The sequence below is a fragment of the Campylobacter subantarcticus LMG 24377 genome, from assembly GCF_000816305.1.
Classification (GTDB): Bacteria; Campylobacterota; Campylobacteria; order Campylobacterales; family Campylobacteraceae; genus Campylobacter_D; species Campylobacter_D subantarcticus.
Genome location: NZ_CP007773.1, coordinates 1,723,126 through 1,738,133, shown reverse-complemented (window position 1 = coordinate 1,738,133; position 15,008 = coordinate 1,723,126). Strand labels below are relative to the sequence as shown.

General features: G+C 27.8%; 22 protein-coding genes and 5 tRNA genes. 24 read left to right on the top strand and 3 right to left on the bottom strand.

The window, feature by feature from the left end; genetic code table 11:
* The 17 genes from CSUB8523_RS08915 (at position 1) to CSUB8523_RS08835 (ending at position 9,501) form a co-directional block, all read left to right on the top strand.
* Positions 1-1,341 (top strand): DNA recombination protein RmuC, encoded by a 1,341-nt coding sequence (locus CSUB8523_RS08915; protein WP_043020264.1) that lies wholly within the window; start codon positions 1-3, stop codon positions 1,339-1,341.
* On the top strand, positions 1,325-2,671 hold the full coding sequence (locus CSUB8523_RS08910; protein ID WP_043020263.1) for a bifunctional ADP-dependent NAD(P)H-hydrate dehydratase/NAD(P)H-hydrate epimerase: 1,347 nt from the start codon (positions 1,325-1,327) through the stop codon (positions 2,669-2,671). The genes CSUB8523_RS08915 and CSUB8523_RS08910 overlap by 17 nt, the downstream gene beginning before the upstream one ends.
* Complete coding sequence (gene purN / locus CSUB8523_RS08905; protein ID WP_043020262.1) at positions 2,662-3,234, top strand: phosphoribosylglycinamide formyltransferase; 573 nt, start codon at positions 2,662-2,664, stop codon at positions 3,232-3,234. Before CSUB8523_RS08910 ends, purN begins: the two co-directional genes overlap by 10 nt.
* A 45-nt stretch (positions 3,235-3,279) precedes the next feature.
* A complete protein-coding gene (locus CSUB8523_RS08900) occupies positions 3,280-3,996 on the top strand; it encodes a TerC family protein (protein ID WP_043020261.1) in 717 nt (238 codons plus the stop codon).
* A 94-nt stretch (positions 3,997-4,090) separates the two neighbouring features.
* Positions 4,091-4,168, top strand: a tRNA-Pro gene (locus tag CSUB8523_RS08895).
* A gap of 12 nt (positions 4,169-4,180) precedes the next feature.
* Positions 4,181-4,257 (top strand) — tRNA-His (locus CSUB8523_RS08890).
* Positions 4,258-4,260: 3 nt separating this feature from the next.
* A tRNA-Arg gene (locus CSUB8523_RS08885) sits at positions 4,261-4,337 on the top strand.
* 26 nt (positions 4,338-4,363) lie between these two features.
* Positions 4,364-4,440: transfer RNA gene (locus CSUB8523_RS08880), tRNA-Arg, on the top strand.
* Between the two features lie 4 nt (positions 4,441-4,444).
* Positions 4,445-4,529 (top strand) — tRNA-Leu (locus tag CSUB8523_RS08875).
* 294 nt (positions 4,530-4,823) lie between these two features.
* Positions 4,824-5,960, top strand: coding sequence for a tyrosine-type recombinase/integrase (locus tag CSUB8523_RS08870; RefSeq protein WP_043020260.1), 1,137 nt, complete (start codon positions 4,824-4,826; stop codon positions 5,958-5,960).
* Positions 5,961-6,596 carry a hypothetical protein gene (locus CSUB8523_RS08865; protein WP_043020259.1) on the top strand — a complete coding sequence of 212 codons (636 nt, stop codon included), beginning with the start codon at positions 5,961-5,963 and terminating at the stop codon, positions 6,594-6,596. It abuts the gene before it with no gap.
* Between the two features lie 115 nt (positions 6,597-6,711).
* On the top strand, positions 6,712-6,939 hold the full coding sequence (locus CSUB8523_RS08860; protein ID WP_043020258.1) for a type II toxin-antitoxin system HicA family toxin: 228 nt from the start codon (positions 6,712-6,714) through the stop codon (positions 6,937-6,939).
* Positions 6,936-7,304, top strand: coding sequence for a type II toxin-antitoxin system HicB family antitoxin (locus tag CSUB8523_RS08855; RefSeq protein WP_043020257.1), 369 nt, complete (start codon positions 6,936-6,938; stop codon positions 7,302-7,304). Before CSUB8523_RS08860 ends, CSUB8523_RS08855 begins: the two co-directional genes overlap by 4 nt.
* Positions 7,305-7,726: 422 nt before the next feature.
* Positions 7,727-7,879, top strand: coding sequence for a helix-turn-helix domain-containing protein (locus CSUB8523_RS08850; RefSeq protein WP_235362560.1), 153 nt, complete (start codon positions 7,727-7,729; stop codon positions 7,877-7,879).
* Between the two features lie 46 nt (positions 7,880-7,925).
* Positions 7,926-8,288, top strand: coding sequence for a hypothetical protein (locus CSUB8523_RS08845; RefSeq protein WP_043020256.1), 363 nt, complete (start codon positions 7,926-7,928; stop codon positions 8,286-8,288).
* Between the two features lie 9 nt (positions 8,289-8,297).
* On the top strand, positions 8,298-8,600 hold the full coding sequence (locus CSUB8523_RS08840; RefSeq protein WP_052243697.1) for a hypothetical protein: 303 nt from the start codon (positions 8,298-8,300) through the stop codon (positions 8,598-8,600).
* Positions 8,601-8,610: 10 nt separating this feature from the next.
* Complete coding sequence (locus CSUB8523_RS08835) at positions 8,611-9,501, top strand: hypothetical protein (RefSeq protein ID WP_052243696.1); 891 nt, start codon at positions 8,611-8,613, stop codon at positions 9,499-9,501.
* A gap of 25 nt (positions 9,502-9,526) precedes the next feature.
* Here the strand turns inward: CSUB8523_RS08835 and CSUB8523_RS08830 are convergent, their stop codons facing one another.
* The 3 genes from CSUB8523_RS08830 to CSUB8523_RS08820 all read right to left on the bottom strand — a co-directional run bounded on the left by CSUB8523_RS08830 (position 9,527) and on the right by CSUB8523_RS08820 (position 10,418).
* Positions 9,527-9,739, bottom strand: a complete 213-nt coding sequence (locus CSUB8523_RS08830; RefSeq protein ID WP_039664629.1) for a helix-turn-helix domain-containing protein — start codon at positions 9,737-9,739, stop codon at positions 9,527-9,529.
* A 171-nt stretch (positions 9,740-9,910) separates the two neighbouring features.
* The gene (locus CSUB8523_RS08825; protein WP_043020255.1) at positions 9,911-10,126 is read right to left on the bottom strand and encodes a helix-turn-helix domain-containing protein; all 216 of its coding nucleotides are present in this window, start codon (positions 10,124-10,126) and stop codon (positions 9,911-9,913) included.
* Positions 10,127-10,175: 49 nt separating this feature from the next.
* Positions 10,176-10,418, bottom strand: a complete 243-nt coding sequence (locus CSUB8523_RS08820) for a hypothetical protein (protein WP_039642400.1) — start codon at positions 10,416-10,418, stop codon at positions 10,176-10,178.
* A gap of 141 nt (positions 10,419-10,559) precedes the next feature.
* Between CSUB8523_RS08820 and CSUB8523_RS08815 the strand changes: the two genes are divergently transcribed.
* The 7 genes from CSUB8523_RS08815 (at position 10,560) to CSUB8523_RS08790 (ending at position 14,613) form a co-directional block, all read left to right on the top strand.
* Positions 10,560-10,793 (top strand): hypothetical protein, encoded by a 234-nt coding sequence (locus CSUB8523_RS08815; RefSeq protein WP_043020254.1) that lies wholly within the window; start codon positions 10,560-10,562, stop codon positions 10,791-10,793.
* Between the two features lie 337 nt (positions 10,794-11,130).
* Positions 11,131-11,412, top strand: coding sequence for a hypothetical protein (locus tag CSUB8523_RS08810; protein WP_043020253.1), 282 nt, complete (start codon positions 11,131-11,133; stop codon positions 11,410-11,412).
* A gap of 517 nt (positions 11,413-11,929) precedes the next feature.
* Positions 11,930-12,106, top strand: coding sequence for a hypothetical protein (locus CSUB8523_RS10330; protein WP_167333042.1), 177 nt, complete (start codon positions 11,930-11,932; stop codon positions 12,104-12,106).
* On the top strand, positions 12,103-12,654 hold the full coding sequence (locus tag CSUB8523_RS08800; RefSeq protein ID WP_043020251.1) for an ImmA/IrrE family metallo-endopeptidase: 552 nt from the start codon (positions 12,103-12,105) through the stop codon (positions 12,652-12,654). Before CSUB8523_RS10330 ends, CSUB8523_RS08800 begins: the two co-directional genes overlap by 4 nt.
* Positions 12,655-12,986: 332 nt before the next feature.
* Positions 12,987-13,286 carry a type II toxin-antitoxin system RelE/ParE family toxin gene (locus CSUB8523_RS08795; RefSeq protein ID WP_256378636.1) on the top strand — a complete coding sequence of 100 codons (300 nt, stop codon included), beginning with the start codon at positions 12,987-12,989 and terminating at the stop codon, positions 13,284-13,286.
* 714 nt (positions 13,287-14,000) lie between these two features.
* Entirely contained in the window at positions 14,001-14,153 is a 153-nt protein-coding gene (locus tag CSUB8523_RS10085) for a hypothetical protein (RefSeq protein ID WP_158336983.1), read from the top strand.
* Positions 14,107-14,613, top strand: coding sequence for a hypothetical protein (locus CSUB8523_RS08790; RefSeq protein WP_158336981.1), 507 nt, complete (start codon positions 14,107-14,109; stop codon positions 14,611-14,613). The genes CSUB8523_RS10085 and CSUB8523_RS08790 overlap by 47 nt, the downstream gene beginning before the upstream one ends.
* Positions 14,614-15,008 lie beyond the last annotated feature (395 nt).

Sequence of the window (15,008 nt, the reverse complement as noted above, 5' to 3'; positions counted from 1 at the left end):
ATGGAAAACATTTTAACAGCACTTTTGGCGGTTGTAGTTTTGGCTTTTGTATGGTATGTGTTTAAAAGTCAAAAAGAAAAAGCAAAGTTAGAATTTTTAAACCAAACTAATTTAACATTACAAGATCAAATTTCTATTTTAGAATCAGAAAAAAAATCACTTATGGAGAAAAATTCAACTTTATTAGAAGAAAAAATAAACTATTTGTCAAAAAGCGAAGCTTTAGAGGCAAAATTAGCGCAAAAAGAACACACCCAACAAGAACTTTTAAATATGCACTTAAAAGAACGTGCAGAATTAAGAGATGAATACACTCAAACTTTGCTAAAACTAGAAGAAAAATATAAACAAAATTTGATAGAGTTGAAGCAAGAATTAGAGCAAAATTTACAAAAACAAAATACTAATATATTAAATCAAAACAAGCTTATGCTGAATGAGGATGCGAAAAAAATCCTAGAAGAAATCTTTTTACCGGTTAAAAAAAGTGTTAAAGAATACAGTGAAAAACTTGCCCAAAATGAAACAAGCATTAAAACACAAATTGAGTATATGTTTAAATTTAGTCAAAATATGGGTGAAAATGCGGATAAATTAGCTAAAGTTTTAAAGGGTGATAAAAAAATTCGTGGTAATTTTGCAGAGTTGCAACTTAAGTCTGTTTTGGAAAATAGTGGTTTAGTAGAAGGTGTGCAGTATAAACTGCAAGAGAGATTTCAAAAAGATGGTAAAACCTACATTCCTGATGCGGTAGTGCTTTTAGATAAACAAAAAAGCATTATTATAGATGCAAAATTTTCACTACCGAGTGATTTTGGTTTTGAGGAGGTTAGTAAAAATACTTGCCTTGATTTAGCATATAATCTAAAAGCGAGAATTGATGAATTAGCCAAGAAACCTTATATGCAGTATGATAAGCATACTTATGAGTTTGTTTTACTTTTTATACCTTATCAAAACATTCTAGATTTGATTTTAAGCGTAGATTTTGAAATTTATCAATATGCTTATAAAAAAAAGGTATACTTAACCACACCAAATACTCTTTTTATGGCACTAAATACGATAAATATTTCATGGAAAAACACCCAAAGTAATGAGAATATCTTAAAGGCCTTTGAAGAGCTTGGAAAATTTCACGATAAATTTGCTGGCGTTTTGGAAGATTTTGAAAAGATCAAAGATAATATTAAAAGATTAAATTCCAATGTGGATAATATGCAAACAAAACTTACTCACGGAAGTGGTAATATTGCTTCAAGGGTGATAAAGCTTAAAGAATTAGGTGCTAAAACTCAAAAACTTATAGCTTGCGAGGCTGGTAATGAAAGCCATATGTAAAGATAATATTTCTTATGAAAAACAGCTGATTGAAAAAGGATTAGATGAATTTTTGATGATGGAAAATGCAGGCGTTGAACTTGCAAATTTTATCAAGAAAAAAAGCAAAAAAATACACAATGCTAAAATTTTATTTTTACTCGGCACAGGCGGCAATGGAGCCGATGGGCTCGTAGCTATTCGACACCTTAAAAAAGCATCTGCTTATGTTTTGGCGTATAAAAAAAGCACAATCTTTCTCAAACAAGAACAAATTTTGCAAAACATCGGTTTTGAATTTTTACAAGAAGAACCTTGTTTTGAAGATTTTGACATCATTGTTGATTGTGTTTTTGGAAGTGGTTTAAATAAAGCCTTAGATGAAAAGTTACAAGGAATTATTCAAAAAATCTCTCAAAGTAAAGCAATAAAAATTGCTTGCGATATTCCTAGTGGGCTTGGACAAGATGTGTGTTTTAAAGCAGATTATACACTTTGTATGGGGGTAGTCAAAGAAAAGCTTTTGGAAGATTTTGCAAAAGAGTTTGTAGGAAAAATCAAAATCGCACATTTGGGATTAAAAATTCAAGTACAAAATACATCGGGCTTTTTACTAGAGAGAAAAGACTTAAAGCTTATTCAAAAAAAGTGTAGTTTTAACAAAGGTGATTTAGGTCATGTATATATTTTTGCCAATAAAAGTGCAGGTACTTTAGCTGGACTTGGGGCTTTAGAATTTGGTTCGGGTTTGGTTTCTTTAGTAGCAAAAGAGAGTTTTTCACCTTTATTGATGTTAAAAGACACTATTGAAAGTAAAATAAATGCAGCTGCTATAGGCATGGGTTTAAATGATCTAAGTATTTTAAAAGATGAAAGATTGCAAAGTATTCCTTTGGTATTAGATGCAAATTGTTTTCAAAATGCTGATTTAACTTTGTATTTAAACAGAAAAGATGTGGTTTTAACGCCTCATCCTAAAGAATTTTCTATGCTTTTGAAATTATGCATGAATAAAAATATCCAAGTTGAAGAAATTCAAAAGAAGCGATTTTTTTATGTTAAAGAATTTAGTAAAAAATTTGAATGCGTTTTAGTTTTAAAAGGAGCAAATCCTATCATTGCCCAAAAAGATAAGCTTTTTGTGGTAAATTGCGGCAATGAGGCTTTAGCAAAAGCTGGAAGCGGAGATGTGTTAAGTGGTATGATCGCTGCTTTGCTTGGAGCTAAATTTAGTGCTTTAGAAGCTGCGAAAAATGCGGTATTAGCACATGCATTAGTGGCTAAAAATTACAAGAAAAACAAAAATAGTTTCGATGCTTTAAAATTGGTAAAGGGGTTAAAATGCTTATAAAATTGGCAGTTTTATTTAGTGGCAATGGAGGCAATCTAGAAAATATTTTAGAGAAATTACACCAAAAAACTTTTGGAGAAAACACCTTTGAAGTGGTTTTATGTGTGTGCAATAAAAAAGAAGCTTATGGCATACAAAGAGCTTTAAAATATGGTCTTAACACAAAAGTCATAGAGCATGAAAAATTTACTTCAAGAGAAGAATTTGATGCAGAGTTGGTAAAGACTATAAAAGAAAGTCAAGCAGATTTAACTGTATTGGTAGGGTTTATGCGAATTTTAAGCCCTGTTTTTACGCAAGAAATAAAGGCTATTAATCTTCATCCATCTTTACTTCCATTGTTTAAAGGCGCTCATGCTATTCAAGAAAGCTATGAAAGTGATATGAAAGTTGCAGGCATTAGCATACACTGGGTCAATGAAGAATTAGATGGTGGAAAAATCATCGCGCAAAAGGCCTTTGAAAAAGGAAAGTTAAATTTCGAAGACTTTGAAGCTAAAATTCACGCACTAGAACATGAGCTTTTACCTGAAGCAATTGTGCAAATTTTTGAAAATAATTAATTTTTTGTCATTATAATTACGCTTTTTTTGTCTTAAGGAAAATAAATGTTTGAGTGGATTTTTAGTGTAGATGCTTGGGTGGTATTGTTTACCCTTACTGCTTTGGAAATTGTGCTAGGGATTGACAATATCATTTTTTTAGCGATTTTGGTAAGTAAGTTACCACCAGAACACAGAGATAAAGGGAGAATTTTAGGACTTGCTTTTGCAATGCTTACTAGAATTTTGTTGTTATTGTCTTTATTTTGGGTGATGAAACTTGTTACACCTTTGTTTAGTGTTTTAGGCAATGAAATTTCAGGTAGGGATTTGGTGCTTATACTCGGAGGTTTGTTTTTGATAGTTAAATCTATTAAAGAAATCAAAGAAAGCATTAATCACAAAGAGCAAGAACAAAGCAATATAAAAATTAGCAATAAATTGTGGATTGTAGTAGCTGAAATAGCTGTGATTGATATTGTATTTTCACTTGATAGTGTCATCACTGCTGTGGGTATTGCTCAAGATATTGAAATTATGATCATAGCGGTTATTATGGCTGTGCTTGTGATGTTGTTTGCTTCTAAACCAATTGCGGATTTTATTGAAAAATATCCTAGTATCAAGATTTTAGCTTTGGCGTTTTTAGTAATGATAGGTTTTGTTTTGGTAAGCGAAGGTTTTGATATTCATATAGATAAGGCATATATCTATGTGGCTATGGTTTTTTCTTTGGTGGTTGAAATTTTAAATATTATTTCACAAAAGCAAAATAAAGACTAATTTCTAAAATATTTAGCATTTTTGTGCTAAATATTTTTGTTTATCTTGACTTTTGATATTTTTTTATGTAAAATAACGCTTTATTTTTGTACATCGGGGTGTAGCGCAGTCTGGTTAGCGCACTTGGTTTGGGACCAAGGGGCCGAAGGTTCGAATCCTTTCACCCCGACCATTTTTATAAATGGTGAGTGTAGCTCAGTCGGTTAGAGCATCAGATTGTGGTCCTGAGGGTCGTGGGTTCGATTCCCATCACTCACCCCATCAGCGCTCGTAGCTCAACTGGATAGAGCGACAGACTTCGGATCTGTAGGTTATGGGTTCGATTCCTATCGGGCGCACCATTAAGCCCATTGTTATTTATTTTTATGCGCTCATAGCTCAGCTGGATAGAGCAACGGCCTTCTAAGCCGTAGGTCAGAGGTTCGAATCCTCTTGAGCGTACCACTTTGCGGATGTGGTGAAATTGGCAGACACGCCAGACTTAGGATCTGGTGCAGCAATGCGTGAAGGTTCAAGTCCTTTCATCCGCACCACTCAAGGCCCTATTTTACCATAGTTTGAGAGATTTCGCTTAAATTACGCTGAAGTCTTTGAGGTCCTATTGTATCATTTCGAATTATTTCAAAAAGGTAACCTTTTAGCAGGTAACTTTTTAAAGTAACCGGATGAAAGGATAGTTAAAAAATAGTCCTTTTTGTCCATTTAAGTTTTGCGGTAAAAAAGGTCAATTTTGGCTTTAACCTTAAAGCAAAGGTAACCTATAATAATTTAATTAAGTTTATAAGGCTTTTAAATACGCTATAATACACAAAAATACAAGGTTAAAAATGGCGATTGATAGAAAGGATTATAATATACCCATAGGAAAAGGAACACATCTAAAAAGACATAAAAATAAAATCAACGCCTTTTTATTTAGAATGCAAAACGGCGGTAAAGAAAAACAACACGCTTTTACCATCCCATTACGCCCTACTTGGAATGAAAATGAATATATAAGAATAGCACTTGCAAGAGCTAAAGAGTATGAAAACGAATTTAAAAAGCTTTTTAGTGGTACTTATACTTTAAACTCTAGTATTTTAATAAAAAACCTTTTTGAGGTCTTTATAAAGGCTAATTATAATATTAAAGATTTAAACGAGCAACACAAAGGTCACATTAGAAACTTAATAAGCATTTTTAATAATCATATTTTAGAACCTTTAGGAAATATACATTTAGATGAACTTACGCTTTATAAGGTGCAAGAGTTTTATAATGATATGAAAAATAAGGGATTAGAACCAAAAACATATAATAGAGCCATTAAAGAAGTTTTAAACCCTATGATTAAGTATGCTATAAAAAATAAATGGATTAATGAAAATGTTACTCTAGGTTTAAAACTTGATAAGGTGCAAAATAAAAAGCTTGTTACCAACCCTAAAGGCAAATACGAAGCTATTTTAAATGCTATTTTAGAACTATACAAAGACAATTCACTTTATAAGGCTTTGTTTTTACTTATACATAGTGGTAGGCGTAGGGATGAGGTTTTAAGTCTTCTTTGGCAAAATGTAGATTTAGAAAGAAAAACTATATTTTTACCAAAAACAAAAAACGGCGAAGCACAAGAGTATGCCTTAGATGATGAGTGCTATAAGGCTTTAAAAGCTTTAAAAGATGAGGTTAAACAAGATAAAGGCTTAGTCTTTGTTTCTAGTGTTAGTGGTAAAAAAATATCAAACTTAGCAAGACAAGAAATTAAAATAAGAGAGCTTAGCGGTGTAAGAGAATGGACGCCTCATTTTTCAAGGCATATAAAAGCTACTTTGCTAATACAAAATGGAGTTAATCCTGCCGTAATTAGCGGGACTTTGGGACATAGGGACTTAAGCACTATAAACATTTATGCAACTAATGATACGCTTAAGGCAAGTCAAAAAGCTAACGAGGCTTTAAAGAAATTACAAGAAGAATAAATGCAAGATTTAGAGTTTATCTTTTCAAAACAAAGATTAGAGCATTACAAAGATATAAACGAGCATTTTGAGAACTTAAAATTAATATCTAAGATAATTCCTAAAATAGCTATACTTGAGATTTATATAAGAAATGCGTTAGATTATGAACTAAGCTTTAAATGCAAAGAGTGGATAAAAATAAGTGATAATCCTTTTTTACTGGCAAAAATAAATGAGTTTAAAGACAAAGAAAGCTTAGAACCTCATCAAATATTGTCACGCCTTAGCTTAGGCGTAGTAGCTAAATTAATCGTATCTTATAAGGTGCAAAACAAGATTTTAGAGTTAAAGACTTTTGATTTTAGAAAGTATAGTCTTAGCAATAGAAACTTTTTTATTTATAAAAACACAAAACAGGGTTTTGATAATATAGATAAAGTTAATATTGTTTTAAACTTGTTACATACTCTAAGGAATAGAGCTTGTCATTTTGAAAATCTTTTAAAGCTTAGAGAAAATAATAATAAACTATATCCACGCATAAACACAAAAGAAAAAGAAACAAATATAGGTCTAATGCCTGATAAAATAGAAGATTTTTTGAATGATTTAATTTGTGGAATAAATAAAGATTTGTTAGATTATATTAAGTAGGGGTTGAGCCCCCCTTTGAATGTAAAAAAATTATAAAACACAAATACTTAATAAAATATAAAATACCTTATAAGACTTTAAAATGCTTTAAGATAATTATATATATAATACATATATGAGTAATAAAGAAAAGTTAATTAAAGAATTAGAAAATAACCCTAAAAACGCAAGTTTTGCCAATATAGAAAAGCTTTTAAGTTGGTATGGTTATAAACTTGTTAGCATTAAGGGAAGTCATCATAAGTTTAAGAAAAATGGAAAAAGTATTATTGTACCTTTGCATAAACCTATAAAAGAAATTTATGTAAAGCAAATACTAAAACACTTAAAGGGGGAAAAATGAAAAAAGATATAAATTATTATTTGAACTTACCTTATAAGATTAATTTAGTAAGACTCGAAGATGGAGATTACTTTGCACAATTTGATGATAAAGAGCTAAATAAACTTGTTTTAATGGCAGGAGATGGTAAAACACCAAATGAAGCAATAGAAGATTTAAAAAATGCTTTTGCTTGTTATTTAGAAGAAGCTTTAGAAAAAAACGAGTTTATACCTGAACCTATGGAAAATGATAAAAGTAAGAACCTAGCTATCACTTTAAAAAATAGTCTTATAGATGAGATAGATTTTTATTCTAAGAAAATGGGCTTATCACGCAGTGCTTTTTTAGCTATTTCTGCTAAGGCATATATTAAAAATCTATGATAAAAATAAGAATTATGAGTAAAAAATTTTGCTGTTTTTTTAAGGAAACTACAATAAAAACTTAAAATCGCTTAAAAAAATAGCTAAAAAACTGCACAAATTAGCACAAACTAGAATAAAAAACAACAAAAAATAACAAAATAGAATATAAGAATTCTAACTAAGGTAAAAAACTTTAAAAACCGCTAGAATGCTTCATAAATATTTGCAAAGAATATTTTTGTAATTTAATGAAATCTTAAAGCTTTTTAAGGCTTTCAAATAAAGTGCGTTTTAGCCCAGTCGCCAAACAAGATTAAAACGCACAATTTCATTATAAGAGCTTTAGTTGAAGCCCTTAAAAGAATTGTATTGTAATTTAGCTTATCTATTTCTTTTAAAGGCTTTATTAATTCCATTAATAATTTTAGAAAGGATAGAAAATGGAAAGCAATACAAACAAAGATTTTTTAACTATACAAGAGGTAGTTACGCTTTATAATCTAAGCAAAGAAACGCAAAGCAAATATAGAATGCAAAAGAAAATCCCATATATTAAAATCGGAAAAAAATATTTTATGAGAAAGCAAAAATAAAAGAGTGGTTTTTAAGTCATAGAGTAAATTAAAAAAAGATTATTTTATGTTTAATCTATGTGAGAAAGGCGAGGCTCTTTATAGCTCTTATTTTGTTTATAATGACTTTAAAAAAGAGTTTTTGGAGCTTTTTAAATACAAAAGCAAAAAGAACAAACCAACTATTAAACTACCGAAAATAAATAAAGAAAAATTTTACACCAATGCTTTAGAAAGATTAGAAAGCTTTTTGAAATCTTTTAACGCAATATCAAAAGGCTTTTTAGAGGAAGATATTGCAGATTTTAAAGATGATGTAAAACACTTACAAGAAAGCAAAGAAATCTATATAAAAACCTTAATGCTTTGCGAGCTTGTAAGGTTCTTTGAAATAAAAATAAACTTAAGATTTAAAGAAGTTTTAGAGTAAGGAAGCAAAATGGGTTTTATTTCTTGCAATAACAACTTAAAAAATCTTAAGTATTTTCAAAACAAGCTATATTATATATTCAATAAGCACTTTAGATATTTTGATTATGAAGTATTTTTAATTTTAAGCGATAAACTGAAATTTTTTATAAAAATGTTTAAGGATGAGGTTTTATACCTCATCGAAGAGCTAGAGCAAGAAAAAATATTATTTTTACACTCTACGGGTAATTTTATAAAAGATAATCAAGAAATACAAAAAATAATAAATTTATACTTAAGTGTTTGCAAGCTTGTTTCTATGAAAATATAAAGGGTTTGTTTTGAATAATAAAATAAGCCCTATAGATGAGCTTTTTAATCGTGTGGGGTTAGATAGCGTAAGTTTTATCATTCCTAAACTAGCTTTTGAAAAGTTTTTAAGAAAGTTTGATTTTAAAAAGCATATTAATAAGACAACGAGAAACTTACAATTAAAAGATTATTGCGATGATAAATTTAAAAGCCATAACGCAAAAGATAAAAAAGCACCATTTGAAATAAAATATATTAACTTTATCAAGGGTAATAAAAGCCTTTCTAACACCGCTATTATTTTATATAATAGTAAAAAAGCCTTAGCAAAGGCAAAGAAAAATAAAAAAGCTAAAGGTTACTATATAGAAATTATAATTAATGGCATTAATCAACCAAGCAAAAACATCGCAAAAGAAACAATGGCATTTTTAACAAGACTTTTAAGGCGTTTTAAAACAGATAGTGTAGATTTATCGTTAGATTTTAGCGGTAATTTTGATATGAAAAAACAAAGCGTAAGGCAAGCTATTGATACTTTTAGAAACTTAGATATAAAAGGCGATTTTGTAGAGTATAATCAAAGCTTTTATATTAATAATGTAAAATATAAGCAATTATCGCAGCTAAATAGGCTTATTTTATATGATAAATTTCATAAGCAAAAGAATTATCACAAGCAAAATATTAATGAGAAATTTTGCAAATGGAGGCGATTAGAATTAAGATTAAATATTAAAAATAAACTGATGAGGTCATTAGATACAATCAAAGAAGCTTTAAGGCTTTTTAGCTTATTTTTAAAGAGCTTAAATAATCAAAACATTACAAGGAAATTTCTAAATTACCAATTTAGCGTTTTTAAAGATTTACGCAAAAATAAACACATTAAGGCACTTAATCTTTTTAATAGCGTATAGGTTTGCTTAGTAAAATACACCTCAATTACATATCATCTTTTATTAAGTCTTTGATTTTATTATATTTTTGTGCTTTGATGTAGTTTTCAAGCCAAGATTTAACCCAGTAAGGATAATCCCTACCATTAGTCCCCCAACCATTTATGGCATTATAACTTACTTCCAATTTTTCGGCAAAATCTTTTTTAGATAAGTTAGCATTATTCATTAGTTTTTTAAACTCATCTTTACTTAGCATAGTCATCCCTTATCATTTTAAATATAAAATTATATCATAATATTTAGTTTTAAATACAAATATACTTTAATTAAGCTATTTATAAATATAAAAATATATAATTATGATTTAAAATAAATACATTTGTATTTTTAATCATAAAAAAGGTGTTACAAAAATGGAAAATGTAAGTTATTGTATATTTTCAATTTCAAAAACTTTATTTTTTAACTCTTCATAGCTTTGTGCTTTGATGTAGTTTTCAAGCCAAGATTTAACCCAAGAGGGCGTTTTGTCGCTTTGCTTCCAATTCATAAGTGTTTGGTAAGGTAAGTCACAAAGAGAGGCAAACTCTTTTTTAGTTAGGTTGTATTTTTTTAAAATACTCTCAAATTCTATATTAGTCATAATTTAACCTTTTATATTGATGATGTGAGTTATTGTAGAATGGGTATAGCTATTTCTTAGAGGTTTGCTCTAAATTATCTTCTTTTTTGTATTTTTCTAAGATTGTCAATAACTCATCAAAAGCTAAGCATTTTTCATAATAATATAAAAAGGGTTCTACCCAAGCGGGAATTTCTTTATCATCTTTCCAATTTGTAGAAATCCCGCTATAACTTACCTTTGCTATATCTGCAAATGTTTTTCTTGTTAATCCTAGTTTCTTAATTTTTTCATCAAATTCTAATCTTGTCATTTTATAACCTTTTTTAGTTAATTACAAAATAATTATAGCATTTTTTTATTAAATAACATAAAAATATATTGACTTTTTTAGTAAAAAACTATAAAATTAAGTTTTATTTTTAGTTAAATACATAAAAAAGGAATTGCAAAAATGGAAAATAGAAACATTGTTTTAGACAGCGATTTAGAGTTTTTGCCTGATGATTTAGATGGTTTAAGTGTTTTGGCTAGCGCTTTGTATTTATCTTGTAAAGAATTTGAAAGCGAGGACATAGGAAAAGCACTATCGCTAATTAATCAAAGAATAGTAACGCTAAAAGCAAATGCTAAAAGGTTGCTAGACACATCATTAATTTTATTAGATAAATTAGATAAAAAGGTGTAGGTTTAACCTACATCATCATTTTTATACTTTACTCATCAACACTTTTATTTTAAAATTAAAATCCGCTTAAAATAGATGTAAAAAATCAAGCTTAAAAACCGATTAAATACAAAAGGTTAAATGGTTAAAAGCCGATTAAAATACACATTAGCAAAACAAGCAAGAAAAGCTTATATAATATTTTATATAAAATGTTTTATATTTTGCGTTTTTGCATTTTGCTTTCTTAGTTAGGGCGAGAATTTAAAAATAAAAAATACAAAATTAAATTACTTTTATTACCTCATCAATCTTTTATATTATACTTCTAAGTAAAAATTTAAAATAAGGCGTGTGTATGTTTGGTAAAAATGAAATAATTAATAATGCCGTTCCCGCAAAGATTTTTATTGATAATCTTGGTTTATATGATAATTTTCATAGAAATGTTAATGATATTAAAAGTGGTTTTAAAGTTAAAAGAGTTGGTGGAAATTTCTTTATTTTGCTACCTGAATGGTTTATGAAGATAATTGAAGCTGGCTATAGTTGTTATGCTATTAAGGCTTATGATGATTTTGAATATGAATTTAAAATATCGCTTACAAAGAAGACTGAAATAGGTTTTTATAAGCTTTGAAGTATGAAACTGGTAGGGGGTATGAAATCTCTACAAAGCCTGATTTTTAGTCACCGACCGGCTAGTCGTGAAAAAATGCGAGCTGTTTTTTTACAATGTATGCAATTGACTAACAAATTGACTAATAAAACAAAGAGCTACAAGCACTTTGCTTGTGTTTTATTTTTTGGTTAAAGTTTATTTTGAGTTTTATTAAAATGCTTAATATGTGAAACATAACAAAGCAGGTATATTTGATAATGATTTTTAGTTATATTTGGATATAAATACTTTCTTTAATATTTAATTTTGTAAAAATATGATAAAGTATCTTTTAAAATTAAAAATAATTTAAGGGCTTATCATAGATACAAATTATACTAATTCCGATATTATTGCTATTGCAAGTTCTTATCTAAATTATGGAAGTTTAATTGTTGCTATTGCTACCTTATTAATAGCAGTAGTTACGATATTGCTTACTATGTATTATAATCGAGATAGAAAAAGATTATTAAAAGAGGCAACTGATATATTTTTGGATAAAATTATAGAAGATGAGAAATTACGCAATGATTTTATAAATAAAATTCTAAAAAATAGCGAATTTATGGAAGAATTTGAAAAAATGGTCGATTTGCATATAAATGACAAAATTATTGCATTTAAAGATGAAGAGCAAGAAAAATCAACTAGAATAGGAGGTTTAGAATGACTTATAAAGAAATAAAAGATAAAACCCCTTATGAAATTTTAGATTTATTGGAAATGAAAGAACCGCCATTTAACCCGTTTGAAATTGCTCAAAAATTAGGTATAAATGTAGTTAAAAATCTTGATTTTGATAAGATTGATACAGAGGGGCAAATTAGCGTAGATGATAAAGGCGAGCCTATTATTTGGATAAATCCACTAAAAAACGAAAATAGACAGCGTTTTACATTGGCACACGAATTAGGGCATTTAGCTAACGATATTTTACCTAGTATAGAAAATCCCATAATTGATAGTTATGAAACTCTTTATAGAAGTAATACATATGGTGGAATAGAAACTAAAGCTAATCAATTCGCAGCAAAATTGCTTATGCCTCTTCGACAAATAGAAGATTTTATAGCAGAATGTAGAAAAACAAAACCTGATTTAAGTGCAAAAGAAGCAATAATGCTCATAGCTTCAAAATTTGAAGTTTCAAAGCAAGCTGTTTTTCATAGACTTAAAAATGTAGGTTTAGTAAAACAAGATTATGTTTATCCTTTTTAATGTAAAATTGTGATTTTTAGTTAAATTATGTTTATTTTATAATTTAAAAAAGTAAAAATAAAAGGTGTGTGAGTTAAACTCATACGCCTTTATGGTATAGATAATATTTCCACTACTGCACTATAAACAAGCTTTAAAATATCTAAAAAACTACATTATATTAAGTAAAGTTTAAGAAAATGTTATACGATGAAAAGAGTATTTTACTGATGAGTTAGCTTAAAGTTGGGTCATTAATATTAAACCCTTAAGTTTAACAATAGAAAATAACAACTATAAGAATGCTTTAAATGATTATGAAAGTGACAAGGTTAAATTAACGCTATTAGGTAGTGAGTGGATATAGTGCAAATCCAGAATGCGATTTATTTACAAATGAATTAAATGTTATTTTAGCCTTTATTATGAAAAAGGAAAGTATAAAAGCCAAAAATGCTTTTAAAGATGATTTATATAAGGTTTTAAAAAAGCTCGATTTTATGCCTTGTAAGTTTAGAAAGTCTTTAGCTTTTGATGATGAGAGTGTAAGAGATTTTATTTTTAAAGGCTATGTAATACCTTACAAAATAGACAAAGAAAAAGATTTAATTATTATTTTAGGTATTTACAAAGAAAACCTACCAAACTTTTAAAAATTACTTTTTAAGTTTTAGAAAAAATACATTTAAGTTTCAAACCAAAAATGCTTAAAAAAGCAAGAAAACTTAAACCAAAAATCCGTGAAACATTCAATTTAAGCTAAATAAGCTTAAAATACCTCAAAAAGACTTAAAAGACATTTTGTTAAAATATCGCAAAATAAGGCTTTGGTGCTTATATAAATATAAAAAAGTTTGAAAAGTGTAATTTTCAAAAACTATTTAAGTTTTATAAGAAATAAAGATTAATATGGTTGTATAAAAAAGGTAACTTATAAAAGGTAACTACTATAAAAATATTGTAATATAGATGTTTATTTTTAGTTATATATTTCAAATCCTTTCATCCGCACCACTTATTAGCAACTCCCATTATAAATATAATTTCATAATACATTTTAATTTTGCAGTGATATAAAGTAAATTATAAAATATACAAAATAGGACATATCATGATCAATGTGTATCAAGTAAAAATCATCAAGAGTTTCAATGAAACTAAATTTAGAAAAGACTCAAGAGTGAAAGATTTTTTTTCATACCTTTTTAGCACAAAATTTACAAATCTATACCAATATAGAAGATCAAAAGTATGCTAAGAATACGATAGTAGTATATAAAATTTTTGATATATGTATTATATGTATAAAAGGTGGGGTTTTAGTAAATCAAGAGTATTGCCAATTCAAAAAAGGTGTGATAGATCACATGGCAGTATATACCGATGAAAGTATGAGTGATAGTGCTATATCGCAACTATTAAGGGGTAGCTCTACTTTAAAAATTGACAAATCAAACTGTTATGATAATCCAGATGCTAAAGTTGTGTTTTCAGAAAAAGGTTTTTTTATTTCAGGCTAAATTTAGCAACTGTGAGAGTAAATTTGATGATACTATGACGATGTTTGCTCTTTCTTTGGCATATCGTGAGAAAATGGAGTATTATTTGAATTTAACATCAAGCATTGTAGATAAAGAAAATTATCACGATGTGATCGATGTAAAAAAAGACTTTTATACTTTTAATCTAAAATATTTTTTTAGCAATCCGGTGCATTATAATTACCAACAAAAACACACGATATGGAAAATTATATTTCAATACTATGATATTTTAGAACAACATCAAGAACTTAAAATCCAGATAGAAAATCTTGTAGACATCTTATATATAGACCAAAATCAAGAAGAAGAAAAAATAGAAAAAATCAAAGAAGATAAAAGAAAAAAAATCGAGATGTTTTTTTTGATTATCGGTGGTTTTGTTACTTTGGCTTCACTTATTAGCGCATATAAAGATGCGATGGAGTTATTTGGATAAAAAGTATTATTTTATTGGAAAACATATTTTTACAAAAAAAAGGTATTTTGTTTTGAAGTTTAAAATACTTTTTAACTAAATCCCCCCCCCCCTTTTTTTTTTAAACACACTTTACTTCATACACTCTATATTAATACATTTTAGTTCTTTTATATTCTTTTATATCTATTATTCTATATTTATAAATTCTCCTTTCTCTTTCTATAAATTTCTTTTTTACTTTCATTTTCTTTTTTCATTTAATAAAATTTTAAGCTTTTGTTGCTATAATTTCATTTCCTTTTTAAATGAAAGGGTTTTAAAAAAAGCTAAGATTTTTCGTCTTAATTTTTTAGTATTTGTTCTTTAAATTATTAATATTGTTAATCAAATCTTATAGTCAATCTTTGAAATCT